Raw genomic sequence first — 25,080 nt, 5'->3', positions numbered from 1 at the left:
CGTTGGGCATGCGGCGAGTCGTGCAATGGTCCACCGGCAATATCGGCAAGCGGGCGCTGGGCATCCTGCTCGACCGTGACGACGTCGAAGTGGTGGGCGTGCACGCGTTCGGTACGGACAAAGTGGGTCGCGACGCCGGTGTGCTGGCCGGCCGAGAACCCGCCGGGCTGAACGCGACCGACGACGTCGATGCGCTGCTGGACCTGGCGCCGGATTGCGTGAACTACATGCCACGCCTCATCGACTACGAGCTGGTGGCCAGGATGCTGGGCCGGGGCATCAACGTCGTCACGACGGGCGACTTCCTGACCGGCAGCCACCACCCGGCCGAGTGCGCGGCGCTCGAGACGGCGGCCCGGGCGGGCTGCGCGACCTTTCTGGGCACCGGGTTCGAGCCGGGATTCATCAACGTGGTCGCCGGCTTCCTCACCGGCGCCTGCCCTCGCGTGCGCAACGTCCGGTTGGCGGAAACGTTGGACTGCACCACTTATCCGGTCCGCGACGCCTGGCGGGTGCTGGGGTTCGGCAAGCCACCGCGGCAACGGATCACGCCGATCGACCCGGCCACCCAGCGCTTCGGCCTCGGTTACTTCGAGACGCTGGACATGGTTGCCGCCATGCTGGGCGCCGAACTCGACGGTAAGGAGGCTTTCGTCGAAAACGCGGTGGTGAAGCAGGATTTGGATCTCGGCTGGACGACCTACGAGGCCGGTACCGTCGGTGGCCAGCGCCGGACCTACCGCGGATTGCGCAACGGGAGGCCGGTGATAGAGCTGGCCATCTGCTGGACCATGAGCAGCGACGGGCTCGACCCGCAATGGGAGGATCCGGAAGGCTTCAGCATCGTGATCGACGGGCAGCCGTACGTCGACGCGACGATCCGCTTCGGGCGTCCCGGCGAGGACGCGATGACCGTGTTGATGGACAGCACCGCCGTCGCGGCCGTCAACGCCATCCCGTTCGTGTGTGACGCGGCGCCGGGCGTGATCAACCCGATAGACCTGCCTGTCACCGGATCCTATGGGGCCCTGGGCTAGCTAGCGCGCCTTGCGCTGCCCCTGTAGTTCACAACCGGCGCGCATGGCCGGCACGCCACTGACGCGGCGAGCCGCCGTGCGCCCGGCTGAAGAGCCGGCTGAAGTATCCGGCGTCCGCTATGCCGACGCGCCTGGCGACTTCGCCGACGGGTAGATCGGTCTCGGCCAACAGCTCCCGCGCTTCGGCCATGCGCCGTTCGATGATCCATTCCTGCACCGTCCGCCCGGTGCGTCGGCGGACCACCGTGGTCAGGTGTCCGGGCGTCATGCCGACCTCCCCGGCCACATCGCGCAGCGACAACGACTCACCGAGGCGCCGGTCGATCACCGCGAACACGTCGGCCAGCAGCGGTTCGCCACTGCGGCGCAGATCGTCAACGATGTCACCGGCCAGGCGGGCCAGTTCGATCAGCAGCAGGGTCAAGTGCGCGAGAGCGGCCTGTCGATAGCTCTCCTGCCGCGTGGTCAGTTCGCTTTCGATGGACCCGATTGTGCTGTCCCACAGGGTCTTACGATCGGCAGGCACCTGCAGGCGCAGCACTCCGCCGCTTTCTCCGTGCAGGAACGGAAACAGCAGCGGATGCGTCCGCCAGGCCGGCCAGGGCGATCGTCCGTCCTCACCCAGGGCGACCGGATCGAAGAACACCGCGATCCCGTCCCCGACGGGAAACACCTGCTTGGGGTCCAGCACCTTTCCCGGGGCGGCCACATAGACCACTGCCGCTGCGGGCACATACCAGAGCGCGGGAAAATCGTGGATGTGTGGTCGACCTTCGGCGAACTCGTGATAGCGCACCACTGAGACCGGGGGTGTCTCGGGATCGGTCCGGTAACGGTAAACAGGCACCCCATCGCGGTGCCGGCTGAGCCGCGTGGCTTGCGTAATATTGCCAAAGATAGTCCAAGTCGAGGCAATGATCACCCAATCATGCTGTTGCCGAGACGGTGATCATGGACGGTATGACCAAGCATCATCCAAATGACTATCTGCCTGCGACCGGTCACCAGGCGCTGCTGCCCGCCTACGACCTGATGTCCCGCCTCATGGGATTCAACAGCGTTTATCAGAAGCTGATTGAGCAGGCCGAACTCGCGGACGGGCAGCGCGTCCTGGAAATCGGCTGCGGCACCGGGAATGTCATCATCAGGGCCAAGCGATCGCGACCTGGGATCGAGGCGGTGGGATCCGACCCCGACCCCCGGATACTCGACCGGGCGCGGCGAAAGGCGGCCGGATTGAACGGCATTCGGTTCGACGACGCCTATGCGCAGCGATTGCCTTACGCCGACGGCGAGTTCGACCGGGTGCTGTCGTCGATGATGCTGCACCACGTCGGTGCGGACGCGAAAGCCGTTGTGGCCGCGGAGGTATTCCGGGTGCTGCGCCCCGGCGGCCGGCTGCACCTCGTCGACATAGCCAGTGGCGTGCACGCCCACCACGGCCTGCTGGCACGGCTGGTGAAGCGGAATCCGCATTTCAGCGACAACGTCGGGGACGCGATTCCTCGGCTGCTGAGTGAGGCCGGGTTCGAGTGCAGCGAGGTTGCCACCCAGTCACAGCACGTAGTCGGGCAGCTCGCGTATTACCAGGCCGTCCGCCCGGCGTAGGTGGCTCTGCCGCCGTCGGGACAGGCGGGCTTTTCCCAAGCGCGGCTTTCGGTATTCGGCGCTCAGGCAACCGCGGTCAAGGCAACGAGAGTGGGGTTGATGGCATCACCGAAGAAATAGAAGAGCGGCGGCACTACCTGTACTGCAATCGCGAGAAATACCAATACGGCAATAACAACGCCTACCAACGCAGTTCCCAGCACTAAACCACCCAGAGGGTTGTTGACGATTGTCTTGAATACCTGAGAGGCGATGCTTTCCCACAAACTACGCAGCGGCCCCTGCAACACGCTGGCCTCGATAAACGAGTTCACGGCCGAGATCAAGGGCTGCAGCGGCAACAACGCGGTGTTGACGGCCTCCGCTTCGGCGTACATGCCCGCACTCATGTTCAAATTTTGCACAAACCGCTCGTGAAATACGCCCGCCTGCCCAGCCAGATGTTGATATTCGCGGCCGTAATCAGAAAACAGTTGTGCGATGTTCGCCGATACCTCGTCGGCGGCCGCGGGCAGCACCGCGAGCGTTGCGCCCGCTGCCAGCGTGTGCGCCTTCTGCAGGGCCGAATCAATGGTCTTTAGGTCCGTAGCTGCCTCCACCATGAATTCCGGCACCGCCATTACCTGCGACATGTCTGTCCTCCCCGCAGCTCGTCGGAACGCGCCCAGGTCAATGGGTCCGGCAGTGCTGATCGCGCTCTGCACGGCGGTCGAGAACTGCCACACCGAGTGTCGCCCGAATCGACCAGACGGGATTACGTAGTCGACTACCTAAAACGGGCCGGGGCGTCGGCAGCGTCACAAGTTTAATGGTCGGCGCGGCTGCGTCCGATTTGCGGCCTAGCGCTGATCGATCGCTACCTTGACCGCGCCACTGCGGCCCTGATCGGCGATCGCAAGAAAGGCGTCGCGCCACTGCGCCAACCGAAACGTGTGAGTCAGCATGGGCCGCAGATCTATTCGTCCGTCTGTCACCAGGTCGAGATAATGCGCGATGGCGTGCTTGCGCACCCCGTCCACCTCCTCGATCCCGAACGCATTGGATCCGACCCAGCTGATCTCCTTGAAGTACAAGGGGCTCCATTCCCAGCGGCCCGGCGCATGCACCCCGGCTTTCACCAGCGTCCCGCGCGCCCTCAACACCCGCACTCCGACCTCGAAAGTCTCCGGCTTGCCCACCGTGTCGTACACGACGTCGACCGCGCCCGGGTACGCCATCGGCAGTCCCATCAACGGCTGTCGCAGCCGACCCCCACCCCAGGCGATCAGCTCCTCGATCAGTGCCAGACGTGGTTCGTGCGCAAGGACTTTGGCGGCCCCAAAGTTCTTCGCCAGTTCTGCCTGAGCAGCAAACCGCGCGACGACGGCCACCGCGACATCCGGGTACAGCGCCCGCAGTATCGCCACCGCGCACAACCCCAGCGAGCCGGCCCCGTACACCAGAACCCGGCCCAAACGCGCCGGCGGGTGACGGGTGATCGCGTGCAGGGACACCGAGAACGGATCGGCGAACACCGCCATCTCGTCGGGCACCGAGTCAGGAACCGGGAACAACATGCTGTCGTGGGCGGGCATCAACTCCGCGTATCCCCCGGTGACATCGGCCGATACTCCGGTGTGGATTCCGGGCTTGATGTCGCCGTCGGTGAAGCTCCAGCACAGGCTGTAGTCACCGTTGTCGCAGGCCGGACACTGCGGGTGGATGCCCCGCGGGCCGCAGGAGAGCCACGGGTTGAGCACCACTCGCTGACCAACCTCAATCCCCGTGGCTTCAGGCCCTACCTCGACCACATCGGCCACCACCTCGTGGCCCATCACTTGCGGAAACGAGCAGAAAGCGGCGAGGGCGTTGTCGGCGTCGTCCGCACCGAAGTCCAGCAGAATCTGCTTGGAGTCCGACCCACAGATACCGGTCAACCGGGGCCGGGTGACCACCCAATCATCGCGCAGCAGAACGGGTTCGGGTACCTCACGCAACGCTGTCGGAGTCCGGGCCAGATTCTGGACGAGTTCACCCGCATCCGCCGCAACATCGTGTGACTCGGGCGGCACACCATAGACCAGTGCCCTCACGGTTGCGCCATGCCCGCAATGAAGGCGTCGAGGTCGGCGTTCTTGGCGTCGACCACCGCCTTTAGGTCGGGCAGGTAATGCTCGAAACGGTCACTGTCCATTGCCGCGATGATGCCCTCGGCAATCTCTTGCGGTGTCACCTTGGGTCCGCTGTAGACGGGCGGCTCGTTATCGGGCTGGTCCCAGATCTCCGTATCAACCGGTCCCGGCTGAATCAACTTCACCGACACACCGGTGTCCGCCAGGTCGATGGCCATCGCCTCGGTCCAGCCGCAGAGTGCGAATTTGCTTGCGCAGTATGCTGATTCGGCAGCGATGCCCAGTCGTCCCGCGACACTCGACACATTGATCACGGTGCCCGCGCGGCGGGCCAGCATGCGTGGCAACAGTGCCAGCGTCAGCCGCATCGGAGCGATGAAGTTGACTTGCATGACATTCTCCACCTCGATCGGCTTGAGCGCAGAAACGCTGCGCCGCTTGGGAATCGCGGCATTGTTGACCAACACGTCGATGCCGCCCATCGCGTGCCAGGCCTGCAGCGCCAGCCTGCTCGCCGTGATGCCGTCGGCGAGATCGGCGACCCACATCATCGAGTCCGGAGAAGTGCGACGGCAATCGGCCAGGACGTCCGCCAGCCGGTCCTCGCGGCGCGCCACCACCCCCACTACGGCGCCCCGGGCAGCCATCGCCCTGGCGAGGGCCGCGCCGATCCCCGATGAAGCCCCCGTGATGAGCACGCGCTTGCCTGCCACCCTGTCAGTAAACAAAGTCGGGTTACCCATCGTTTCAGCGTGCCTAATTAGACCGTCAAACGGAACCGATTCGGCTCATTTTTCCGGGGGTTGGCGGGGGCGGAAATGCACTGGACCAATCCGACGTTGTATACACGGCACTAACCGCGACAGATAGGACAGGCATGCCACGCGCTCACGACGACAACTGGGATCTCGCATCGAGCGTCGGTGCCACCGCGACCATGGTCGCCGCGGGGCGCGCGATGGTGACGATGGCTCCCGACGGACTGATCGACGACCCGTTCGCCGAACCGCTGGTGCGTGCGGTCGGTGTGGACTTCTTCGTCAAGATGATGGACGGCGAACTCAGCCCGGAGGCATTCGAGAACATCACCCCCGAGCGCGTCCAGGCGATGATCGACGGAATGGGGGTGCGCACCAAGTATTTCGATGAGTACTTCGCTGACGCGACCGCCTCCGGGATCCGGCAGGCGGTGATCCTGGCGTCCGGGCTGGACGCTCGGGCCTATCGACTGCCCTGGCCGGACGGCACGGTGGTCTACGAGATCGACCAGCCCCAGGTCATCGAGTTCAAAACGACGGCGCTCGCCGACGTCGGGGCCGAACCCACTGCGACGCGACGCACGGTGGCCATCGATTTGCGCGGTGACTGGCCCACCGCCCTCACGCAGGCCGGCCTGGACACCACCCAACCGACGGCGTGGCTGGCTGAAGGGCTGCTCATCTACCTGCCGCCGGAAGCCCAGGACCGGCTGTTCGACAACATCACCGCCCTCAGCGCCCCGGGCAGCACCGTGGCGACCGAATTCGTGCCCGGCATAATCGATTTCGACGTCGAGAAGGTCTCGGAGATGTCGGGCCGCTTCCGCGACCACGGCGTGGACATCGACATGGGCGCGCTGGTGTACTCCGGTGCCCGCAACCATGTCGTCGACTATCTGCGCGAGAAGGGCTGGCAGGCCGAAGGGGTGACCCGGACCGAACTGTTCGAGCAGCACGGTTTGCGAGTTCCGTCCCCTGACGACGATGACCCGCTCGGCGAGATCATCTACATCAGCGGCCGACTGAACTGACTCAGAAGCGCGACTGACCTGACCACAGCACGCGGGCGCCGCTCATCGTCTGCTCGACGTGGTCGACGATGCCGGCCACCGAGCGGGTGAGCAGCGCTCCCACGGCTTCGGGCAACGAAGCCGCTCCCGGCTGTGACGACGCTCGCGGCCGCAGCATGTCCAGCAGCGACGAGCCCGGATAACTGAGCACGCGAACCTCGCTGTCCGGGTCCAGCCCGGCCAATACCTTCGCGCGGCGCACCGCGGTCCGGAAGCCACCGAGCTCGTCGACCAGACCACGCTCCAGCGCGTCGGCACCCGTCCAAACCCGGCCGCGCGCAACGTTATCCACATCTTTGGTGGTCAGGTTGCGACCATCGGCGACGCGCTGCACGAAATCCGTGTAGAACAGGTCGGCGTCGGCCTCCTGTCGAGCCTGCTGCTCAGGTGTGAACGGGGTGTCGATGGACCAGGCGTCGGCATTCGCGTTGGTACGCACCGTGTCCGAGCCCACCCCCAACCGGTCCTTGAGGTCGCGCACCACCAGCTTCCCGGTGATGACACCGATGGAACCGGTGATCGTGCCCGGATTGGCCACGATCGCGTCGGCGGCCATCGAGACGTAGTAGCCGCCGGACGCGGCGACCGAGCCCATCGACGCCACCACCGGCTTGCCCCGCTCGCGGGCCCGTTTCACCTCCCGCCAGATGGTCTCGGATGCCGTGACCGAGCCACCGGGACTGTCCACCCGGATCACGATCGCCGACACCGAATCGTCTGCCGCCACCTCCCGCAGTGCCGCCGCGATGGTGTCGCCGCCGGCGTTCGACGGACCGAAGGGCAAACCCTGCGGGCCGCCGCGACCGTTGACGATCGCGCCTTCGACGGTGACCACGGCGATGGCGGGCTTGGCGCGGCGCCCCGGGACGGCGGGCACCGGCGGCGCCAGCCGCGAGCGGGCCGAGCCGGCGTAGCGCGCCAGATACATCCGCGGCGGCTTCTCCTCGGCGTCGACGTAGTCGTCCGTCGAACCCTCGGTGACCCCGACCAATTCCGCCATGCGGGCGTAGGCCTCATCCCGGAATCCGATCCGGTCGACCAGCCCGGAAGCCAGCGCGTCGTCCCGCATCAACGGAGCGCGGTCGGCCATGGCGTCGAGCGCGTCGACGGCGAGCTTGCGCGAGTCGGCCACCGCCTGCCACACCTGACTCTGCAGGCTCTCCAACATGCGGGTCACCGCCTCGCGGTGCGCATCGGTGAAGCCGTCTTCGGTGAAAAGGTTTGCCGCAGATTTGTATTCGCCGCGGGCTACGAACTGAGCCTCGATGCCCGCCTTGTCCAGCGCATCGCGCAGAAACATCGCGTTGGCCGCGAAACCGATCAGCCCGACTCCCCCGGACGGCTGCATCCAGATCTCCCGGAAGGCGGAAGCCAGGTAGTACGACAACGTGCCCGGGTAGGTTTCCGCCCAGGCCACGGACGGCTTGACGGCGCTGAACGCGGCGATGGCGTCGCGCAATTCCTGAATCGCGCCGATCGGCGACGGCGGCAGCTGCACACGGGCAATCAGCCCCGCGACCCGCGGGTCCTCCGCGGCGCGATGAATGGCGGCGACCGTCTCGCGCAGTGACATCTGGCGGCCACCGCCGGTGATGATGGTGAACGGGTCGAAGCCGGTGGTCTCCGGTGGCGCGCTGCTCAGGTTCAGTTCCAGCACACAACCGTTGGGCACGCCGTGGTGGCGCGCGGTGTCGACCCGGTCGAAAAGAGCGCGTATGTCGTTGACGCCGGGCAGCGAAGGCAAAAACGCGAACATCTTTGAAGCCTACCGACCGGCGCTGACCCGGCCCGTACGGTGGAGCCCGTGAGGTACTCCATCGGTATCCCTCAACTGGTCCCGGGTGACTTCGACGCCGAAGGGTTGCGTTCTTATCTGGACCGCGCCGAGCAACTGGGGTTCGAGGGCGGCTGGGTGCTCGAACAGATCATCGGCGCCACTCCCCTGCTTGCTCCGCTGGAACTGCTTGCGTATGCGGCGGCCTGCACGACGCGACTGCGCCTGGGTGTCGCAGTCCTGGTGACATCGCTGCACGATCCGTTACAGCTCGCCTCGTCGATCACGGCAGTCGATCGCCTCAGCCACGGCCGGCTCGACATCGGGGTCGCACCCGGTGGCGGCCGCCGCAAGTTCGCCGCCTTCGGCCTCGAAAAGGATTCGTACATCAGCTATTTCACCGAAGGCCTGGAGCTCATGAAAGCGGCGTGGTCCGACGAGCCGCGGGTGACGTTCCACGGCAGGTTCCGTGATGTCGACGACCTGCCCATCCAGCCCAAGCCGGCGCAACGCCCACACCCGCCGCTCTGGTTCGGCGGCAACGCACCCAAGGCGCTGGCCCGGGCGGTGCGGCACGGTGACGCCTTCCTCGGTGCCGGTTCGTCATCCACCGCGGACTTCGCGAAGGCAGTGGAAGTCGTGCGCCGCGAGCTTGCCGAACAGCAGAAAGACCCGTCCGGTTTCACCATCGGCAAACGCGTGTACCTGATGATCGACGACGACGCCGACCGGGCCCGTGAACGTGTGCTTGCCGGACTGCGCCGCATCTACGGGGGTATGGAAGGCATCGACGCGGTCGCGGTGTCCGGCACACCGAAAGACGTCATCCGGGGTCTGCGCGAGGTGATGTACGCGGGCGCGCAGATGCTGCTGTTGAATCCGGTCGGCGAGAACGTCGCCGAGGACCGCGAGCAGATGGAACGCCTTGCCGCAGAGGTGGTTCCGCGGTTGAGTTAACTGGCGCGAGCAGTCGCAAAATCGCACTCCGCGAAGCGGATTCGTGCGATTTTGCGACTGCTCGCGGTAGAACTTTAGAGCTCGGTGGCGCTGCCGCCCGCTGCGGTGATCTTGTCCCGCGCGCTGCCGCTGAACTTGTGCGCGGTCACGTCGACATTGACGGTCAGCTTGCCGTCGCCGAGCACCTTGACCAACACGTTCTTGCGAACGGCGCCCTTGGCCACCAACTCGTCGATGCCGACCGCACCGCCCTCGGGGAACAGCCGGTTGATATCGCCGACGTTGACCACCTGGTACTCGGTGCGGAACCGGTTACGGAAGCCCTTCAGCTTGGGCAGGCGCATGTGGATGGGCATCTGCCCACCCTCGAAGGTCGACGGAACATTCTTGCGGGCCTTCGTACCCTTGGTACCGCGGCCCGCGGTCTTGCCCTTGGAGCCCTCACCGCGACCGACTCGGGTGCGCGCGGTCTTCGACCCCGGCGCAGGCCGCAGGTCGTGCAGCTTGATGGTCACTGTGTCTTCCTTTCGGGCGCCGACTCCACCTCAACCAGGTGGTTCACCACGGCGATCAGCCCACGCGTCTGCGGGTTGTCTTCGCGGATCACCGAGTGGCGAATCTTGCGCAGACCCAGGGTGCGCAGGCTCTCGCGCTGCTTCCAGCGCGCACCGATGGTGCTGCGCACCTGGGTGATCTTCAACTGGCTCATTGTGCTGTTCCCTCTCGCGCTGCCCCCGCATTCAAGCTAGCGGCCAGCGCTTCACTCTCGCGGCGGGCCTTGAGCATGCCGGCCGGAGCGACGTCCTCGATGGGCAGACCGCGCCGAGCGGCCACCTCCTCGGGACGCTGCAGCATCTTCAGCGCGGCGACGGTCGCGTGCACCACGTTGATCGCGTTGTCGCTACCCAGCGACTTGGCCAGGATGTCGTGCACGCCAGCGCATTCCAGCACCGCACGCGCCGCACCACCGGCGATCACACCGGTACCCGGGCTGGCCGGGCGCAACAGCACGACGCCGGCTGCGGCCTCGCCCTGCACCGGGTGCGTGATGGTTCCGCGGATCAGCGGCACCCGGAAGAAACCCTTGCGGGCCTCCTCGACGCCCTTGGCGATCGCGGCGGGAACCTCTTTGGCCTTGCCGTAGCCGACGCCGACCATCCCATTGCCGTCGCCGACGATGACCAGGGCGGTGAAGCTGAATCGCCGACCACCCTTGACCACCTTGGAGACACGGTTGATCGCGACGACCCGCTCCAGGTAATTGCTCTTGTCGCCGTCCCGGTCGCGGTCGCGGCCGCCACGGCCACCGCCATCACGGCGGCCCCGTCCGTCGCGTCCATCGCGGCCGTCACGGCTGTCCGGGCCCTGCCCGCCAGCCGGCTGTTCCGCCATTATGCGGTCCTTCCGTTCATCAGGCTGAAGCTGCTCATCAGAATTGCAATCCGTTCTCGCGGGCAGCATCGGCCAATGCCGCAATTCGTCCACCGTAGGTGTAGCCGCCGCGGTCGAAGACCACGGAGTCGACGCCGGCAGCCTTGGCCCGCTCGGCGATCAACTGTCCGACCCGCACGCTACGGGCTTTCTTGTCCCCATCCAGACCGCGCACGTCGGCTTCGATCGACGAAGCCGCGGCCACGGTGGTGCCATTCAGGTCATTCACCAACTGCACGTGAATGTGCCGCGAAGACCGGTTGACTACCAGCCGGGGACGCTCCGCGGTGCCGGAGATCTTCTTGCGCAGCCGTGCGTGCCGGCGCAGCCGCGAGACCCGGCGGGTCGCGGATACGCTCTGACCCACGGGCTTCTGGGCTTCAGCCTGTGATTGCGCCATGACTACTTACCTGTCTTTCCGACCTTGCGGCGGATCTGCTCACCCTCGTAGCGCACGCCCTTGCCCTTGTAGGGGTCGGGGCGGCGCAGGCGGCGGATGTTCGCCGAGATCTGGCCGACCTTCTGCTTGTCGATACCGGTGACCGTGAACTTCGTCGGAGCCTGCACGGCGAACGTGATGCCCTCGGGCGCCTCGATCACCACCGGGTGGCTGTAGCCGAGCGCGAACTCCAGGTTGCTGCCCTTGAGCTGCACGCGGTAACCCACGCCGTAGATCTCCATCTTGGTGGTGTAGCCCTCGGTCACGCCCGTGACCAGGTTGGCCACCAGGGTGCGAGACAGCCCGTGCAGCGAACGGTTGCGCCGCTCGTCGTCCGGACGGGAAACCACGATCGCGCCATCGTCGTTGCGCGCCACCGTGATCGGCTCGGCGACCGTCAGTGCCAGGGTCCCCTTGGGTCCCTTCACCGAGACGCTCTGGCCCTCGATCGTTACGTCGACTCCGGACGGGACCGGAACCGGTTGCTTACCAATGCGCGACATCTATCTCTCCCCTACTACCAGACATACGCGAGGACTTCGCCGCCCACGCCTTGTCTGGCTGCCTGACGGTCGGTGAGCAGACCCGAGGACGTCGAAATGATCGCGACGCCAAGGCCTCCCAACACCCGCGGCAGGTTGGTGGACTTCGCGTACACCCGCAGGCCGGGCTTGGACACCCGCTTCAGACCGGCGATGCTGCGCTCGCGGCTGGGGCCGTACTTGAGTTGGACGATCAGCGACTTGCCGACCCGAGCATCCTCGGTGCGGAAGTCGGTGATGTAACCCTCGCTCTTGAGGATCTGGGCGATGTTGGCCTTGATCTTGGAGTGCGGCAAGGTCACTTCGTCGTGGTACGCCGAGTTGGCGTTGCGCAGACGCGTCAAGAAGTCTGCGATCGGATCAGTCATGGTCATGGTTTAGTCCCTGTGTCCCGTCACCAACTGCTCTTCTGCACGCCGGGCAACTCGCCCGCATGCGCCATCTCGCGCAAGCAGATCCTGCACAGCCCGAACTTGCGAAACACCGCACGCGGACGGCCGCACTTGCTGCAGCGTGTGTAGCCGCGCACCGCGAACTTGGGCTTGCGGTTGGCTTTGTTGACCAGTGCCTTCTTCGCCATCTGCTCAGTTCTCCTTGAAGGGAAAGCCGAGGGCCCGCAACAGCGCTCGTCCTTCGTCGTCGTTTGTCGCCGAGGTGACGACGCTGATGTCCATACCGCGGACCCGGTCGATCTTGTCCACATCGATCTCGTGGAACACCGACTGCTCGGCGAGGCCGAAGGTGTAGTTACCGACACCGTCGAACTGCTTGGGCGACAAGCCGCGGAAGTCACGGATACGGGGCAGCGCGATCGAGGTGAGCCGGTCGAGGAACTCCCACATCCGGTCGCCGCGCAGGGTGACCCGAGCGCCGATCGGCATGCCTTCGCGCAACTTGAACTGCGCAATGGACTTGCGCGCCTTGCGAATCTCCGGCTTCTGACCGGTGATCAGCGACAGGTCGTTGACGGCGCCGTTGATCAGTTTGGCGTCCCGGGCGGCCTCGCCGACGCCCATGTTGACCACGACCTTGGTCACCGTGGGGATCTGCATGACGTTGCCGTAGCCGAACTGCTTGTGCAGCGCGTCCCGAATCTCGCTGCGGTACCGCTCTTTTAGACGCGGCTGCGTTTTCTCTGCAGTAGTCATCGTCAGATGTCCTTGCCGTTGCGCTTGGAGATGCGGACCCGCTTGCCGGTCTCCTCGTCCACGCGGTAACCGATGCGGGTGGGCTTGCCGTCGGAGTCGACCACCATCACGTTGGACACGTGGATCGGGGCTTCCTGGGTGACGATGCCGCCCGAGCGGGCGCCGCGCTGGTTGGTCGAGACCGCGGTGTGCTTCTTGATCCGGTTGACGCCTTCGACCAGCACCCGGTTGCGGTCCGGGTAGGCCTGAATGACCTTGCCCTTGGCCCCTTTATCTTTGCCGGCGATGACCAGCACGGTGTCGCCTTTATGGACCTTCACCTACAACACCTCCGGGGCGAGCGAGATGATCTTCATGAACTTCTTCTCCCGCAGTTCGCGACCCACCGGCCCGAAGATGCGGGTGCCGCGCGGGTCGTTGTCGGGCTTGATGATCACCGCGGCGTTCTCATCGAACTTGATGTAGCTGCCGTCGGGACGCCTGCGCTCCTTGACGGTGCGCACCACGACGGCCTTGACGACGTCACCCCGTTTGACGTTGCCGCCCGGGATCGCGTCTTTCACCGTGGCGACGATGATGTCGCCGATGCCGGCATAGCGTCGCGACGAGCCGCCGAGCACCCGGATGCACAAGATCTCCTTGGCACCGGTGTTGTCGGCGACCTTCAGCCGCGATTCCTGCTGAATCACTCGATCTCCTGACCTGGTGGACGTGCGCGCGGCAGGCTAAGACATGCTCATTGAGCACCTGACGTGCGCGGTCTTGAAAACAGTTGTCACCGAAAGGCACGCGGGGCCGGCTCCAAACTTCAAGCCGGCCGAGGTCTGCCCAAGGCAACCCCTAGAGTCTAGGGGACGCCCAGCCCAGCACCAAATTGTCCCGGACCGCCCGGCCCGTCCGGCGAGTAGTTTCGTGGTATGCGGCTGCGCGGGACCTATACGGGTTACAGCGTCGGTTGCGCACTGACCTGGGCAGTGGTCCTCGTTGTCGTAGCGCTGACGTACCCCGACCGCCTGCACACTTTCCTGATCCTCGCCGGCGGCTGGCTGATCGGATGGATCTCGGCGACGATCGCCAGGTCGGTTTATCCGCCACCGAACACCGGGCGCCGACCTCCGGAGTCCTAGTCCCCCTGCCGATGCCAGGCCAGGATGTAGAGGATCAAGGCGGTAGCGAGCCCGATCAGCACCCAGATCACCACGGCCTGGTCCACCCAGGAGCCGGCCGGCGGGGAACCGGGCAGGATATTGCGCAGCGGCACCACCGCGAACAGCATCGCGGCATACCAGGTGGAGAACGGCGGCAGGAACTTGCGCCGGCCGGTCAGCATCTGGATCGCCACGAACAGCGCCAACGTCGGCAGCGCCACCAGTACCAGGCAGATCCCCAGGTCGAAGACCAGCGGTCCCTTGGCCCGCTTGATGGTGATGATCACGTTGTCGGGGCGGTTGGGGTCGTGGCTGTCCCGCCCGACCCGGGTGGCCGAGACGTCCCAGCCCTCCAGCACGCCGGTCACTTCGACCCGGGCCGGTTTGTATTGACGGCCGTCGCCGGCCCCGACCAGCACGTCGGCCTGGATGGTGTCGGTCGTATAGGTGTCGAACGGCCAGTCGCCGGGTTCACCGTGCGCCGGGATGGTGGTGGCCACCTGCGCCGGCGACTTGCCCATCGGATATTGCAGATCGCCCAGGTCGTTCTGCGGGAAGAAGCGCACCGAGGTATCGGTGTTCAGCACGTTCAGGCGTGGATCGATCATCGAATCATCGGGCTTGACAAGTACTTTCACGTCCAGGCGATGCTCGACGGCGTGCAGTTGCTCGATGCGCACCAGGACCACGCTGTTGTCCGTGGTCGTCATGTCCGGTTCGGGCAGCGGTCCGGGCGAGGTGGCCAGCAGGTGGTAGCCGAACAGCGACAGCAGGTAGACGACGACAACGCTGAGGACGACCGAGACGTCCAGGATGAGGTGGCGGCGGCGGCGCTGGCGATCGGCATCCGTGGGGCTGTGCGCGGGCAGCGCGAACGTCTCGTCCAGGTCGAACTCGGGTCGAGCGCCCACCGGTGCGACCAGCTCTCTGTGCACTGTCACTGCGGCAGATTAGCAATTGATTTGTTTGCTAGCAGCTTTTGGTACGACGTGCTACGCGCCCGTAACATTGCGCGTCACCTGCGTTAACACAGCGGCGACGACCCGGGCGGGGATGCGTCGATCCCCTTGCCCAGCGGACCCTCAGGCCCGGTCTCGGTACCACGCCACGATGTAGATCACCATGGCGGCGGCCAGTCCCAGCAGCACCCAGATCACCAGGCCCTGGTCGATCCAGGCCCCCGTCGGCGGCGAGCCGGGAAGGAAGTTGCGCAACGGCACCACGGCGAACAGCATCGCCGCGTACCAGGTGCCGAACGGCGGCAGGAAAGGCCGTCGGCGCGTCACCATCTGGATGGCGACGAACAACGCCACCGCCGGCAGCGTGATGAGCACCAGACAGATGCCGATGTCGAAGATCCGCTGTGCCCTGGTCCGCTTCAGGGTGATGACGACGTCGTTGGGACTGTCTTCAACCCTCGCGACGTCGATGTCGAAACCGTCCGCCGATCCGTCCACCTCGATCTTGGCGGCTTCGTAGTGCCGGTCCTCGCCGGCACCGACCAGCCACTCCGCCCGGATCGGGTCGGTGGTGTAGGTATCCAGTGGCCAGTTGCGCGGCTCGCCCCGCGCCTCGATGGTGGTGTCTTTCGGCTCCGGCGCCTTGTCGAGGTCGTACGACAGCTCCCCCATGTCGTCCTGCATGGGGAAGCGCACCGCCGTGTCCACGTTCAGCCGGCCGGTCTTCTTGTTGACGATCGCCTCGTCCGGCTTGAGCACCAGCGTCACGTCGAGCATGTTCTCTTTGTTGCGCAGGCCGTCGATGTGCACCTTCACCACGGTGTCCTTGGGTGATCGCAGATCCACCTTGGGCAGCGGGTGCGGGGCCAGCCACTGATAGTTCAGCAGGGTGAAGATGTAGACGGCGGCGAAGCCGATGAGGATCGACGAGTCGAGCAGCAGGTGCTTTCGCACCGACATGTGTTTGTGCTCGGGAATCCCCGGCTCAGCCGGGGGAGCGTCGGGCGACACGAAGTCAGATGGTAGATCAGTCCCCCTGCCGGACCCAAGCGACGATGTACAGGCTCATCGCCGTCACGAGCGCGATCAGCACCCACTGCACGATCGCCTGGTCGATCCACGAACCGGGCGGTGGGGCGCCCGGCAGGATGTTGCGCAGCGGGACGATGGCGAAAAGGTTTGCGGCGTACCAGGTCGCGAACGGTGGCAGGAACTTCCGCCGGCCCAAGGCCATCGGGACGGCCACCAGCAGAGCCAGGGTGGGCAGGGCGATGAGCACCAGACAGATGCCGAGGTCGAAGATCAGCGGGCCCTTCGCCCTCTTGAAGGTGATGACCACGTTTCCGTTGTCCATGGCGCGTGAGGTCGGCAGCGCGGCGGGGTCGTGCACCCGGTTGACGCTGATCTCCCAACCGTCGAGCGCCCCGGTCACCTCCACGCGAGCGGGCACCTTCTTGAGGTTGTCCCCGGGCCCGACGAACGCGTCGGCGGCAATCGGCTCGGTGCGATAGGAGTCGAACGGCCAATTGCCGGGGTCGCCGTGTGCTTCCACGGTGGTGCTGAGTTGCGCCGGCGCCTTGCCCTTCGGGTAGTGCAGATCGCCCAGATCGCTGGTGGGATACAGGCGTACGGCCACGTCGGTGCCCAGCACGTCGAACCGGTTGTCGTACGACGAAATGCTGGGATAGACAAGCACATCCACCGTCAAGCGGTTGGCGACCGGCTTCAGCTCCTCCAGCCGCAGCTGGACGATCGTGGCATCGCCGCCGCCCTGGCTCAGGTCCAGCGGGGGAAGTGGACCTTCTGACCGCTGCAGGAAGTGAACGCCGACCAGGGAGAGGACATAGAAGATGACGATCACCGTCAGGATGATGATGCCGACCAGAAGGCGCGGTTTTTCCTGCTTCTTGGCGCCCGGCTTTTTCTTCTTCTTGTGCGGCTTCTCTGCCGCGGGCCGGGGTTTGTCCGTCGACGGGATGGGTGGAGCCTCAGTGGTCATCACACACCTCCGCTCGCCACACGCGCCCCCGCCAGGACGGCACGAGGTCAGATGCTAGCGAACTCGACGACCCTCCGCGTCTCGACTGAATTCGGTTCACCCGCAATACATCTGGACGTAATCTGGCAGCGGGCGGGCTTCGCGCCAGCTGACACCGGACGTTCATTCAGAAAGGCCCACGGGTTCACCCGATGTTCGCCGATTCCGACAGCTGCCGATGTCAGCATGAGCGTCTGCCGCTTGGAAGGGGGCGACCGCATGACGCGCAAACGACCGGCCGTTGGGGTCGGCGTGCTGGCCACGGGTGCCCTGGTCCTCTCAGCCTGCTCCACCGCGCAGGCCACCCTCCCCTACGTCAGCGGGGCCAAGGTGGACTGCGGCGGCAAACAGACGCTCGTTGCCAGCGGCTCGACCGCGCAGGCGCATGCGATGACGCGGTTCATCGACGCCTACCACAAAGCCTGCAATCAACAGACGCTCAACTACAACGCCATCGGCTCCGGCGCCGGGATCAACGAATTCCTTTCCGGCAAAACCGATCTGGCCGGATCGGACACGCCCCTGTCCGGTGACCAGTACGCCGCCGCCAAGGAGCGGTGCGGCGGGGCGGACGCCTGGAACCTGCCTGTCGTGTTCGGCCCGATGGCGATCACGTACAACCTCGCCAACGTGGACACCCTGGTTCTCGACGGGCCCACCCTCGCGAAGATCTTCAACGGAACCATCACGCGCTGGGACGACCCCGCGCTCACCGCGCTCAATGCGTCGATGCCGGCCGAAGACATCCGAGTGATCTACCGCAGCGACGCGTCCGGCACCACTGACAACTTCCAGTCCTATCTCAACGCCGCGTCCGCGGGGGCGTGGAAGCAAGGCACCGGCAAGGCGTTCAACGGCGGTGTCGGCGTCGGCGCCGTCGGCAATAAGGGCACCGCGGAATTGGTCAAGTCCACCGAGGGCGCGATCAGCTACAACGAGTTGTCCTTCGCCCTCGAACAAGGGCTCTATGCCGCGGAGATCAAGACGCCCGCGAGCCGCCGCTCACTGCGGCCCGTGCGGATCGGCACCGACACGGTCGGCAAGACCATCAGCGGGGCCAAGATCGTCGGCGACGGCAACAACCTCGTGCTCGACATCTCGTCGTTCTACAACCCGGCCCAACCGGACGTCTACCCGATCGTGCTGGCCACCTACGAGATCGTCTGCTCCAAGTACCCCACACCGGATGTCGCACTCGCGGTCAAGGCGTTCCTGCAGGCCGCGATCGGGCCGGGCCAGGTCGATCTGAACAGAGTCGGCTATATCCCGCTTCCGCCGGGATTTCAGGCCCGGGTGTCCCAGGCCGTCGACGCGATCAGCGCGGTGGGCGGCTCGCTGCAGGCGGAGTGATTCGCCCGCCAGGGACTCAGTCCGACTGTCTTCGATAGGCCAGGATGAACAGGCTCATCGCGACGATCAGTGCGAGCAACACCCACAGCGTGATGGCCTGGTCAATCCACGATCCCGGTGGTGGCTGTCCCGGCAGGATGTTGCGCAACGGCACCACCGCGAACAGCATGGCGGCGAACCAGGAAACGAATGGCGGTAGAAACTTCTTCTTACCCAACGCCATTGGAATAGACACCCACAACGCCAGGGCGGGCAGTGCGATGAGAACCAGGATGATGCCGACATCGAAGATCAGCGTGCCCTTGGCTCGGTGCAGCGTGATGATGACGTCGTCTGGGCGGTCACCGGTTTGAGTGACGTCGCCGACGCGCTCGACACTGACGTCCCAGCCGTCGATCGTCCCGAACACCTCAACACGGGCCGGTTCTTTCGTCCGATCGCTGCCCTTACCGACCAGCACCGTGGCCTTGATCGTGTCGGTGGTGTACGAGTCGAACGGCCATAGGGCGGGATCGCCTTCCGCCTCGATCACGGTGCTTTGCTGCGCGGGCTTTTTGCCCGCCGGGAACGACAGATCACCCAGGTCGTTCTCGGGGTCCATTCGCACCGCGAGGTCCTGAGTCAGCACGTCGAAGTTCTTGTCGTACTTGTCATCTTCGGGCAGAACAAGCACATTCACCGTCAGGCGGTTGGCGACCGGGTCCAATTTCTCCAGCCGCACCTGCACCACCGTGTCAGCGGTGGTGCCCAAATCTGCCTGCGGCGGCTTAGACCCGGACGTGGCCAGTAAATGCACGGCAAACAGCGACAGCGCATACACCACGATGAGGGCGATGATTACGCCGACATCGACGAGGAGGCGCCTTCCTCGAGACTTGGGCTTCGGGCCGGACGGCTCGGTCGGCGGCGGACCGGGTGGCTGAGTCGGCGGCGGACTTGGTGGCTGAGTCGGCGGTGCGGGCGGCGGGGCCTGGTGGCTCATCGGTCGCGGCCTTTCGGTGACAGCACGGGCGAGATGGAGCAAACTCGTCACACATTAACCGGCAGTCAGGCGCAGAGCGACAGATACACGAATTTCTTTAGCGGGACTTCGGATCCACCACGCACCGGAACCCGATATGAGTGGTCGCGGTGTCCTGGGATTGCGGTGAGCGGGCGGCGGGCCGGTAGCGGTGGCAGTATTCCGGCGCGCACAGGTGTGATCCGCCCTTGAGAGTCTGACTGACCGTCGGATCGGCGGGGCCGGTCGGCATGCAACAGGCCTTGGGCTGCTGCGTGATTCGGTGGTGTGCAGTGAACTCGGTCGTGGTCCACTCCCAGACGTTGCCGATCATGTCGACCAGGCCGAAGCCGTTGGGCGGAAACGCCCCCACCGGCGAGGTGCCAATCCAGCCCAGCGCACCGTCGTTGCGATACGGGAACCGGCCCTGCCACGTGTTGGCCATCAACTGCCCGCCCGGCTTTTCCTCGTCCCCCCACGAGTACGTGCCGGTCGCTCCGGCACGGGCGGCGTACTCCCATTCGGCCTCGGTGGGCAGGCGCCGGCCGGCCCACCGGGCGTAGGCCGCGGCGTCGGGATACGCCACTTGCACAACGGGATGCTCGGCGCGGTCGGCCGGGTCGGCTAGGAGGTCACTGTCGACTCCGAACGGCCGGCGCCAGCAGGCCTGCGGCGCCCAGTCCCACCACTGTCGCCAGTCGCGCAGATCGACCGGACCCGCCGTCGGGCGGAACACCATCGCGCCGGGAACCAGGTCCTCGGGGTTGGCACCGGGATACATCTCGGGATCGAGCGGCTGCTCGGCCACCGTCACATAGCCTGTGGCGCGGACGAATTCGGCGAACTGGGCGTTGGTGACCGGGTGCCGCTCCACCGCGAAGGCGCCCACTGTCGCGGTATGGATCGGCGCCTCTTCCGGATAGAAGCTCGTCGACCCCATCCGAAAGGAACCGCCGGGAAGTTCAACCAGCTCCGTCAACACGACATCAGGGTATGACGACTGAGAAATCCTGTGTCAACTGCGATCGTGCTTCCTTGAAGCCGGACGTGCCGGCGTTCGCCTGCACGTGGATGGTCACCAGGTACTGCTTGGTGTTGGTCCAGATGTGGGTGATCCGATCGGCGAAGTCGATGCCGCCGGACGGGCCCTGCAGGGTGCCGGTGAGTTGCTGACTGCTGTACCCGCAGAACGGTGAGCCGGTGACCGAGAACTTCAGCCGCGGCAGGGACCCGCCGACGGCGGAGGTGTGGCGCAGGAACGCGCTTTCGGGGGTCAGGTCGGTCGCCGCGATGGTCACCGTAGCGGACAGGGTGTCCGGGCCACTGGCGTTCAGTGCGGTGTCGCCGGCGCCCGGTGTCGATGTCCAACCCTGGGGCACCGTGATCGTGATTCGCGGGGCAGCGGGGTCGGACACGACGGCCGGGGTCGGATCGCCGTCGCCGACCGGTGCGACGACACACGACAGTGCGTTCGGCGGAATGTGGTCGGGACGGGTGGGCGCGATGCCGGGCACCGGTTCAGCGGGATCCGGATGCGGCGCGGGCGCGCCCGATCCCCCGGTGTGCGAGTCGCAACCGGCCAGGACGCCCAGCAGGCAGACCAGGCTCCACACCCGTTTCACCGACACTTCAGTCACGCGAAAAGGCCAGCGCGAGTTCCTTTTCCACGTCCTCATAGGGCCGGCCGGAGAGGTCGATGGTGACCTGGGCGACGGTACCGCCGGTCAGCACGAACGGCGCCTTGTACTTGCTGGACACAGCCGAGCCGCCGTTGCGTCCCACGGTGATGCCGGCCCCGGCCAGCCCGAATGTCCCGGGGTGGGTGATGACGTCGGGGAGCGTTCCGACGGGGTGTTCGTCGAAGTACAGCGTCACGCTGCCGATCGGCGTATGGCTGTTCGGGACTGTCCCGGTGCGGTCGTAACGGACGCCGAACAGGTGCCGGCCCAACGGGATCGGCCCGTTCGACTGGATCTGCTGCTGGCGTTCACCGAGGAAGTTGTAGACGTACTGCAGGCGGCCGTCCTGGATGAACAGCACGTGTCCCCCGTGCGCTCCGCCCTGCTTGTAGATCACCCCTTCGGCGCCGGTGGTCTCCACCGTCACGTCGGCCAGCACGGCGAAGGAACGGCCACGGATCTCCGCGGCGGCGCCGATGCCGACGTCGGCGCAGTCGGGGTAGTAGACATAACTGTCGCGCTCGCCCACCAGGTAGGGCCGCGAGCGCATCATCGTTTCCATGATGTTCAGGTCCGACAGCGGCAGCCCGTTGTACTTCTCGGCCTCGGAGTACCACAGGGCCTTGAGCTCCTCGAGCTTGTCCGGATGCTCGCCGGCCAGGTCGTGGCACTGGCTGCGGTCGGCTTCGATATGGAACAGTTCCCAGCGGTCGGCGTCGAAGTGCGACCATCCGGCGGGGGTGGCGGCGTGGACGGTGTTGGCGAACCATCCGTCGTGCCAGATGCCGCGGGTGCCCAGCATCGTGTAGAACTGGGTCGTCTTGCCGGTGTCGGCACCCGAATCATCAAGGGCGGCTTTGAAACTCACACCGTCCAGCGGCTTCTGCGCGATGCCCTTGACGGTGTCCGGCGGCGTCATGCCCAGCAGGTCGTAGACGGTGGGCGTGATGTCGCTGACGTTGACGTAGTTGTCCCGGATCTCACCGTGTGCGGCAATACCGTTGGGCCACGAGATGATTGCCGTGTCGGCGATGCCACCTTCGTGCGAGGCGTAGCGCTTGAACAGCTTGTAGGGCGTGTTGAACGCCATCGCCCACCCGATCGGGTAGTGGTTGTAGGTCTGCGGGCCGCCGAGCTGATCGAAGAGCTTCATGCTCTCCTCGACGGTGTCGATGTAGCCGTTGAAGAACTTGCCTTCGTTGACCGAGCCGTTCGGTCCGCCTTCGCCGCTGGCCCCGTTGTCGGAGATCACCACGATGATGGTGTTGTCCAGCTGACCGGACTCTTCCAGGTAGTCCAGGATCCGGCCGATCTGGGCATCGGTGTAACTCAGGAAGCCGGCGAACACCTCGGCCATCCGGCTGAACAGCTTCTTCTCTTCGTCGTTGAGCGAATCCCAGGGCCGCACGGTGTCCTGTAGCGGCCACGGCTCGCCGTTGGGTCCTTTGACGTCCAGGTAGGGGTTGATCGGCGACAACTCGGTGTCCGCCGGCACGATGCCCATCGCCTTCTGCTTTTCCAGCGCGATCTCGCGGTACTTCTCGTAGCCCATGTCGAATACGCCGTCGTACTTGTCGGCCCATTCGGTGAACACGTGATGGGGCGCGTGGCCGGCGCCGGGGCAGACGTAGCTGAACCACGGCTTGTCGGGCGCGATCACCTTGGCGTCGCGGATGAACTGAATTGTCCGGTCCGCGAGGTCTTTCGACAGGTGGTAGCCGTCCTCGGGGGTGGCGGGCGGGTTCACCGGGTGGTTGTCGTACATCAGGTCGGGGTACCACTGGTCGGTCTCCCCGCCCATGAATCCGTAGAACCGCTCGAAGCCGCGCGAGGTCGGCCAATGGCGTTTGGTGGCGGCCATGCTGGACTCCTCCAGCGGCGTCAGGTGCCACTTGCCCACGCAGTAGGTGTTGTAGCCGCGCTCGTTGAGCACCTCGGACAGCAACGCGGTATCGGCCGGGATGCGCCCGTTGCAGTTCGGGAAGCCGTCGGTGAACTCTTCGATGGTGGCCATGCCGACGGTGGTGGCATTGCGGCCGGTGAGCAGCGATGCGCGCGTCGGGGAGCACAGGGCGGTGGTGTGGAACTGCGACAGGCGCACGCCGCGCTCGGCGATGCGCGTCATGGCGGGCATCTCGACCAGCCCGCCGAAGCAGTCCCAGGTCGCGATGCCGGTGTCGTCCCAGACCAGGTACAGGATGTTGGGTGAGTTCTCCGGGGCCGTCGGCGCCGCGTACGGGCCCCAGTCCGGTTCCGAATCGCGAATGTCCAGTTCGATCTTGCCCTGGAATTGTCCCGACTGCGTCGAACCCGTCATATGCCGTCAGCCTCACCGTTGAATTGACCACCCGAACGTCCGAGGACATTACACGCGCCAGGTAGAAAACAGCTGAGATTTCGGGGGCGCCCCGGGGCGGTCAGTGCATCCGGACTTTCAAGCTCCGCAGGCCGTTGCGCCGGTTGCTGCCGACCCATTCCGGCGGTGCCAACACCTCGACGCGCTCGAACCGCGGCAACAGTTCTTCGAAGAACACGCGCAGCTCCAGGCGGGCCAGGGTGGCACCCAGGCAGTAGTGCACGCCTTGCCCGAAACCCAGGTGCGGGTTGGGCTTTCGGGTGATGTCGAACTCGTCGGCACGGTCGAACACGCTCGGGTCGCGGTTGGCCGAGGCGTCCCAGACGAGCACCTTCTGCCCTTCCTCGATGTGGTGCCCGGCCAGCGTGACATCGCGGGTGGCCGTACGCCGCTTGGACGGTGACGGCGTCGTCCATCGCACGAACTCTTCGATCGCCGTCGGGAGCATGCCGGGGTCGCGGCGCAGCTGGTGCCATTGATCGGGCCGCTGCGCCAGAGCGAGCAGGCTGACGGAGGTGACGCTGCGGGTGGTGTCACTGCCGGCGCTGAACAGCTGATGGAAGAACAGATAGACCTCTTCGTCCGACATGAACGGCTGGCCGTCGACGGTCGCGTTGGCCACGATCGACAGCATGTCGTCGCCGGGTTCGGCGCGCTTGCGGGCGATCAGCTCACGGCCGTAATCGTCGCGCCGGGATTGCGCATCGGTGCCATAGATCCATGACACGAACTGTTTGCTGGACCCGCGGAAGTTCAACCCCGCCTCGATCTCCTCGAACAACCAGTGCCGGTCCACCTCGGGCACTCCCAGCAGGATGCAGATCATCTGGGTGGGCAGTTCGGCGGCCACGTCGGCCGCGAAGTCGAACGGCTCGCCCGGTTTGATCTGGTCGAACAACCGGCGCGCCCGGCGACGCAGGTCGTCCTCGATGCGGCCGATCATTCGCGGTCCCAGACCCGAGCTGACCAATCGTCGGATTGCGGCGTGCCGCGGGTCATCCATCATGTTGATGAGCCGGCCGGACACCGGGAAGTCTTGCAGCAGAGTACCGCCGAATGGTCGCTTACCGCCGGTCTCGGACGAGAAGGTCACCGAATCCCGCAGCACCGCAATCGTGTCGGCGTAGGTGGCGACCGACCAGAACCCCTCGCCGTCGGGCGTGTGCGCGGTGGGCTCGTGCCAGAACACCGGCGCCTCGCGCCGGTGGGCGTCGAAGAGGTGGTACGGGAAGCCGTGGTCGAAGTTGGCCGGGTCGGTGAGGTCGACATCGAGCCGGGCCGGCACAAAGCAGGTTGTCATGAAATCCGTTCGGGAACAGGGCGACTGACCCCGACGTCACCCGCTGTCGTAAACGCGGTGTGGCGCCGGGGTCCGTAGCGCTCGCTTATTCGCAGGCGTCGCTGACGCTGTAGATCGGCGCCGAGTAGGCGATCTCGCTCTCGTTGAACAGCATTTCGTGGGACACGGTTACTCCTTGACTCGCTGATTGAATCGTGCAATTCGAAACTAACGATTCAACCCGGCCGGCGATGTCCCCTGATGAGCCGGAATGCGGTGGTATTCGCTGTCCCCCGATCGGTGGACGGACTCGCGGACACCCCCATTTTTCTTGCGCGAGAAGACGCAAAAGCCCCCGTTCCAGGTAGGAAACGGGGGCTTTTGCGTCTGTTCGCG

29 protein-coding genes are annotated in these 25,080 nt (G+C 65.7%); 6 read left to right on the top strand and 23 right to left on the bottom strand.

Translation table 11 applies throughout. The features are described 5' to 3' along the window. Positions 1-8: 8 nt before the first annotated feature. Positions 9-1,037, top strand: coding sequence for an NAD(P)H-dependent amine dehydrogenase family protein (locus C0J29_RS05830; protein ID WP_120791752.1), 1,029 nt, complete (start codon positions 9-11; stop codon positions 1,035-1,037). 28 nt (positions 1,038-1,065) lie between these two features. Here the strand turns inward: C0J29_RS05830 and C0J29_RS05825 are convergent, their stop codons facing one another. Next, a complete protein-coding gene (locus C0J29_RS05825) occupies positions 1,066-1,923 on the bottom strand; it encodes a helix-turn-helix transcriptional regulator (protein WP_065164090.1) in 858 nt (285 codons plus the stop codon). A gap of 74 nt (positions 1,924-1,997) precedes the next feature. On the opposite strand from C0J29_RS05825, the gene C0J29_RS05820 reads away from it, so the two are divergent. Next, complete coding sequence (locus C0J29_RS05820) at positions 1,998-2,645, top strand: class I SAM-dependent methyltransferase (protein ID WP_371872359.1); 648 nt, start codon at positions 1,998-2,000, stop codon at positions 2,643-2,645. A gap of 62 nt (positions 2,646-2,707) precedes the next feature. Here C0J29_RS05820 and C0J29_RS05815 read toward each other — a convergent pair whose 3' ends face one another. The 3 genes from C0J29_RS05815 to C0J29_RS05805 form a co-directional block, all read right to left on the bottom strand. Next, positions 2,708-3,277 carry a PE family protein gene (locus C0J29_RS05815; protein WP_162951394.1) on the bottom strand — a complete coding sequence of 190 codons (570 nt, stop codon included), beginning with the start codon at positions 3,275-3,277 and terminating at the stop codon, positions 2,708-2,710. Positions 3,278-3,484: 207 nt separating this feature from the next. Further along, the gene (locus tag C0J29_RS05810; protein WP_120791750.1) at positions 3,485-4,717 is read right to left on the bottom strand and encodes a zinc-dependent alcohol dehydrogenase; all 1,233 of its coding nucleotides are present in this window, start codon (positions 4,715-4,717) and stop codon (positions 3,485-3,487) included. Then, on the bottom strand, positions 4,714-5,469 hold the full coding sequence (locus C0J29_RS05805) for an SDR family NAD(P)-dependent oxidoreductase (RefSeq protein WP_120791749.1): 756 nt from the start codon (positions 5,467-5,469) through the stop codon (positions 4,714-4,716). The genes C0J29_RS05810 and C0J29_RS05805 overlap by 4 nt, the downstream gene beginning before the upstream one ends. Positions 5,470-5,633: 164 nt before the next feature. Here C0J29_RS05805 and C0J29_RS05800 point away from each other — a divergent pair, with 164 nt between their 5' ends. Continuing rightward, entirely contained in the window at positions 5,634-6,545 is a 912-nt protein-coding gene (locus C0J29_RS05800) for a class I SAM-dependent methyltransferase (RefSeq protein WP_120791748.1), read from the top strand. Between the two features lies 1 nt (position 6,546). Here C0J29_RS05800 and sppA read toward each other — a convergent pair whose 3' ends face one another. Further along, a complete protein-coding gene (sppA, locus tag C0J29_RS05795) occupies positions 6,547-8,340 on the bottom strand; it encodes a signal peptide peptidase SppA (RefSeq protein WP_120791747.1) in 1,794 nt (597 codons plus the stop codon). A 48-nt stretch (positions 8,341-8,388) separates the two neighbouring features. On the opposite strand from sppA, the gene C0J29_RS05790 reads away from it, so the two are divergent. Next, a complete protein-coding gene (locus C0J29_RS05790; RefSeq protein WP_120794576.1) occupies positions 8,389-9,315 on the top strand; it encodes an LLM class flavin-dependent oxidoreductase in 927 nt (308 codons plus the stop codon). A 74-nt stretch (positions 9,316-9,389) separates the two neighbouring features. Here the strand turns inward: C0J29_RS05790 and rplO are convergent, their stop codons facing one another. The 10 genes from rplO to rplN are packed head-to-tail and all read right to left on the bottom strand — an operon-like array spanning position 9,390 to position 13,564. After that, a complete protein-coding gene (gene rplO, locus C0J29_RS05785; protein ID WP_065043577.1) occupies positions 9,390-9,830 on the bottom strand; it encodes a 50S ribosomal protein L15 in 441 nt (146 codons plus the stop codon). Beyond that, positions 9,827-10,024, bottom strand: coding sequence for a 50S ribosomal protein L30 (gene rpmD, locus C0J29_RS05780; protein ID WP_065043578.1), 198 nt, complete (start codon positions 10,022-10,024; stop codon positions 9,827-9,829). The genes rplO and rpmD overlap by 4 nt, the downstream gene beginning before the upstream one ends. Beyond that, on the bottom strand, positions 10,021-10,707 hold the full coding sequence (gene rpsE, locus C0J29_RS05775) for a 30S ribosomal protein S5 (RefSeq protein ID WP_065043579.1): 687 nt from the start codon (positions 10,705-10,707) through the stop codon (positions 10,021-10,023). Before rpsE ends, rpmD begins: the two co-directional genes overlap by 4 nt. 37 nt (positions 10,708-10,744) lie before the next feature. Then, complete coding sequence (rplR, locus tag C0J29_RS05770; protein ID WP_120794575.1) at positions 10,745-11,113, bottom strand: 50S ribosomal protein L18; 369 nt, start codon at positions 11,111-11,113, stop codon at positions 10,745-10,747. 35 nt (positions 11,114-11,148) lie between these two features. Continuing rightward, positions 11,149-11,688, bottom strand: a complete 540-nt coding sequence (rplF, locus tag C0J29_RS05765) for a 50S ribosomal protein L6 (RefSeq protein ID WP_065043581.1) — start codon at positions 11,686-11,688, stop codon at positions 11,149-11,151. 14 nt (positions 11,689-11,702) lie between these two features. After that, positions 11,703-12,101: a 30S ribosomal protein S8 gene (gene rpsH, locus C0J29_RS05760; protein WP_055580332.1), complete on the bottom strand. Its 399-nt coding sequence runs from the start codon at positions 12,099-12,101 to the stop codon at positions 11,703-11,705. Positions 12,102-12,121: 20 nt separating this feature from the next. Continuing rightward, positions 12,122-12,307, bottom strand: a complete 186-nt coding sequence (locus C0J29_RS05755) for a type Z 30S ribosomal protein S14 (protein WP_055580333.1) — start codon at positions 12,305-12,307, stop codon at positions 12,122-12,124. Between the two features lie 4 nt (positions 12,308-12,311). After that, positions 12,312-12,875 (bottom strand): 50S ribosomal protein L5, encoded by a 564-nt coding sequence (gene rplE / locus C0J29_RS05750; protein ID WP_065043582.1) that lies wholly within the window; start codon positions 12,873-12,875, stop codon positions 12,312-12,314. A 2-nt stretch (positions 12,876-12,877) separates the two neighbouring features. Then, on the bottom strand, positions 12,878-13,195 hold the full coding sequence (gene rplX / locus C0J29_RS05745) for a 50S ribosomal protein L24 (RefSeq protein ID WP_065043583.1): 318 nt from the start codon (positions 13,193-13,195) through the stop codon (positions 12,878-12,880). Continuing rightward, a complete protein-coding gene (rplN, locus tag C0J29_RS05740) occupies positions 13,196-13,564 on the bottom strand; it encodes a 50S ribosomal protein L14 (protein WP_055580336.1) in 369 nt (122 codons plus the stop codon). It abuts the gene before it with no gap. 228 nt (positions 13,565-13,792) lie between these two features. On the opposite strand from rplN, the gene C0J29_RS05735 reads away from it, so the two are divergent. Continuing rightward, positions 13,793-14,002: a hypothetical protein gene (locus C0J29_RS05735; protein ID WP_120791746.1), complete on the top strand. Its 210-nt coding sequence runs from the start codon at positions 13,793-13,795 to the stop codon at positions 14,000-14,002. Here the strand turns inward: C0J29_RS05735 and C0J29_RS05730 are convergent. From C0J29_RS05730 to C0J29_RS05720, 3 genes are all read right to left on the bottom strand, one after another. Then, on the bottom strand, positions 13,999-14,910 hold the full coding sequence (locus tag C0J29_RS05730; RefSeq protein WP_065043598.1) for a DUF4436 domain-containing protein: 912 nt from the start codon (positions 14,908-14,910) through the stop codon (positions 13,999-14,001). The genes C0J29_RS05735 and C0J29_RS05730 overlap by 4 nt on opposite strands. Positions 14,911-15,105: 195 nt before the next feature. Further along, complete coding sequence (locus tag C0J29_RS05725; RefSeq protein ID WP_231513441.1) at positions 15,106-15,993, bottom strand: DUF4436 domain-containing protein; 888 nt, start codon at positions 15,991-15,993, stop codon at positions 15,106-15,108. Between the two features lie 16 nt (positions 15,994-16,009). Then, a complete protein-coding gene (locus C0J29_RS05720) occupies positions 16,010-16,981 on the bottom strand; it encodes a DUF4436 domain-containing protein (RefSeq protein ID WP_120794574.1) in 972 nt (323 codons plus the stop codon). Positions 16,982-17,239: 258 nt separating this feature from the next. On the opposite strand from C0J29_RS05720, the gene pstS reads away from it, so the two are divergent. Next, the gene (pstS, locus tag C0J29_RS05715; protein ID WP_120794573.1) at positions 17,240-18,370 is read left to right on the top strand and encodes a phosphate ABC transporter substrate-binding protein PstS; all 1,131 of its coding nucleotides are present in this window, start codon (positions 17,240-17,242) and stop codon (positions 18,368-18,370) included. 16 nt (positions 18,371-18,386) lie between these two features. On the opposite strand, the gene C0J29_RS05710 is transcribed toward pstS, so the two are convergent. The 5 genes from C0J29_RS05710 to C0J29_RS05690 all read right to left on the bottom strand — a co-directional run bounded on the left by C0J29_RS05710 (position 18,387) and on the right by C0J29_RS05690 (position 24,705). Beyond that, on the bottom strand, positions 18,387-19,352 hold the full coding sequence (locus C0J29_RS05710; protein ID WP_120791745.1) for a DUF4436 domain-containing protein: 966 nt from the start codon (positions 19,350-19,352) through the stop codon (positions 18,387-18,389). A gap of 97 nt (positions 19,353-19,449) precedes the next feature. Next, positions 19,450-20,352 (bottom strand): formylglycine-generating enzyme family protein, encoded by a 903-nt coding sequence (locus tag C0J29_RS05705; protein WP_120791744.1) that lies wholly within the window; start codon positions 20,350-20,352, stop codon positions 19,450-19,452. 4 nt (positions 20,353-20,356) lie between these two features. Further along, entirely contained in the window at positions 20,357-21,007 is a 651-nt protein-coding gene (locus C0J29_RS33580) for a hypothetical protein (protein WP_242460361.1), read from the bottom strand. After that, on the bottom strand, positions 21,000-23,366 hold the full coding sequence (locus C0J29_RS05695) for an arylsulfatase (RefSeq protein ID WP_120791743.1): 2,367 nt from the start codon (positions 23,364-23,366) through the stop codon (positions 21,000-21,002). The genes C0J29_RS33580 and C0J29_RS05695 overlap by 8 nt, the downstream gene beginning before the upstream one ends. A gap of 100 nt (positions 23,367-23,466) precedes the next feature. Continuing rightward, the gene (locus C0J29_RS05690; protein ID WP_120791742.1) at positions 23,467-24,705 is read right to left on the bottom strand and encodes a cytochrome P450; all 1,239 of its coding nucleotides are present in this window, start codon (positions 24,703-24,705) and stop codon (positions 23,467-23,469) included. Positions 24,706-25,080 lie beyond the last annotated feature (375 nt).

The sequence above is a fragment of the Mycobacterium paragordonae genome (assembly GCF_003614435.1).
GTDB classification, from domain to species: Bacteria; Actinomycetota; Actinomycetes; order Mycobacteriales; family Mycobacteriaceae; genus Mycobacterium; species Mycobacterium paragordonae.
This window is presented reverse-complemented; position numbering and strand designations above follow the sequence as displayed.

Excerpts from the sequence above, each read along its gene's own strand:
- pstS (WP_120794573.1), top strand. The coding sequence starts at position 17,240 with ATGACGCGCAAACGACCGGCCGTTGGGGTCGGCGTGCTGGCCACGGGT.
- C0J29_RS05720 (WP_120794574.1), bottom strand. The coding sequence starts at position 16,981 with ATGACCACTGAGGCTCCACCCATCCCGTCGACGGACAAACCCCGGCCC.
- rpmD (WP_065043578.1), bottom strand. The coding sequence starts at position 10,024 with ATGAGCCAGTTGAAGATCACCCAGGTGCGCAGCACCATCGGTGCGCGC.
- C0J29_RS05710 (WP_120791745.1), bottom strand. The coding sequence starts at position 19,352 with ATGAGCCACCAGGCCCCGCCGCCCGCACCGCCGACTCAGCCACCAAGT.
- C0J29_RS05690 (WP_120791742.1), bottom strand. The coding sequence starts at position 24,705 with ATGACAACCTGCTTTGTGCCGGCCCGGCTCGATGTCGACCTCACCGAC.
- C0J29_RS05820 (WP_371872359.1), top strand. The coding sequence starts at position 1,998 with ATGACCAAGCATCATCCAAATGACTATCTGCCTGCGACCGGTCACCAG.
- rpsE (WP_065043579.1), bottom strand. The coding sequence starts at position 10,707 with ATGGCGGAACAGCCGGCTGGCGGGCAGGGCCCGGACAGCCGTGACGGC.
- rpsH (WP_055580332.1), bottom strand. The coding sequence starts at position 12,101 with ATGACCATGACTGATCCGATCGCAGACTTCTTGACGCGTCTGCGCAAC.
- C0J29_RS05830 (WP_120791752.1), top strand. The coding sequence starts at position 9 with ATGCGGCGAGTCGTGCAATGGTCCACCGGCAATATCGGCAAGCGGGCG.
- C0J29_RS05815 (WP_162951394.1), bottom strand. The coding sequence starts at position 3,277 with ATGTCGCAGGTAATGGCGGTGCCGGAATTCATGGTGGAGGCAGCTACG.
- sppA (WP_120791747.1), bottom strand. The coding sequence starts at position 8,340 with ATGTTCGCGTTTTTGCCTTCGCTGCCCGGCGTCAACGACATACGCGCT.
- C0J29_RS05800 (WP_120791748.1), top strand. The coding sequence starts at position 5,634 with ATGCCACGCGCTCACGACGACAACTGGGATCTCGCATCGAGCGTCGGT.
- rplE (WP_065043582.1), bottom strand. The coding sequence starts at position 12,875 with ATGACTACTGCAGAGAAAACGCAGCCGCGTCTAAAAGAGCGGTACCGC.
- rplF (WP_065043581.1), bottom strand. The coding sequence starts at position 11,688 with ATGTCGCGCATTGGTAAGCAACCGGTTCCGGTCCCGTCCGGAGTCGAC.
- C0J29_RS05735 (WP_120791746.1), top strand. The coding sequence starts at position 13,793 with ATGCGGCTGCGCGGGACCTATACGGGTTACAGCGTCGGTTGCGCACTG.
- C0J29_RS05755 (WP_055580333.1), bottom strand. The coding sequence starts at position 12,307 with ATGGCGAAGAAGGCACTGGTCAACAAAGCCAACCGCAAGCCCAAGTTC.
- C0J29_RS05695 (WP_120791743.1), bottom strand. The coding sequence starts at position 23,366 with ATGACGGGTTCGACGCAGTCGGGACAATTCCAGGGCAAGATCGAACTG.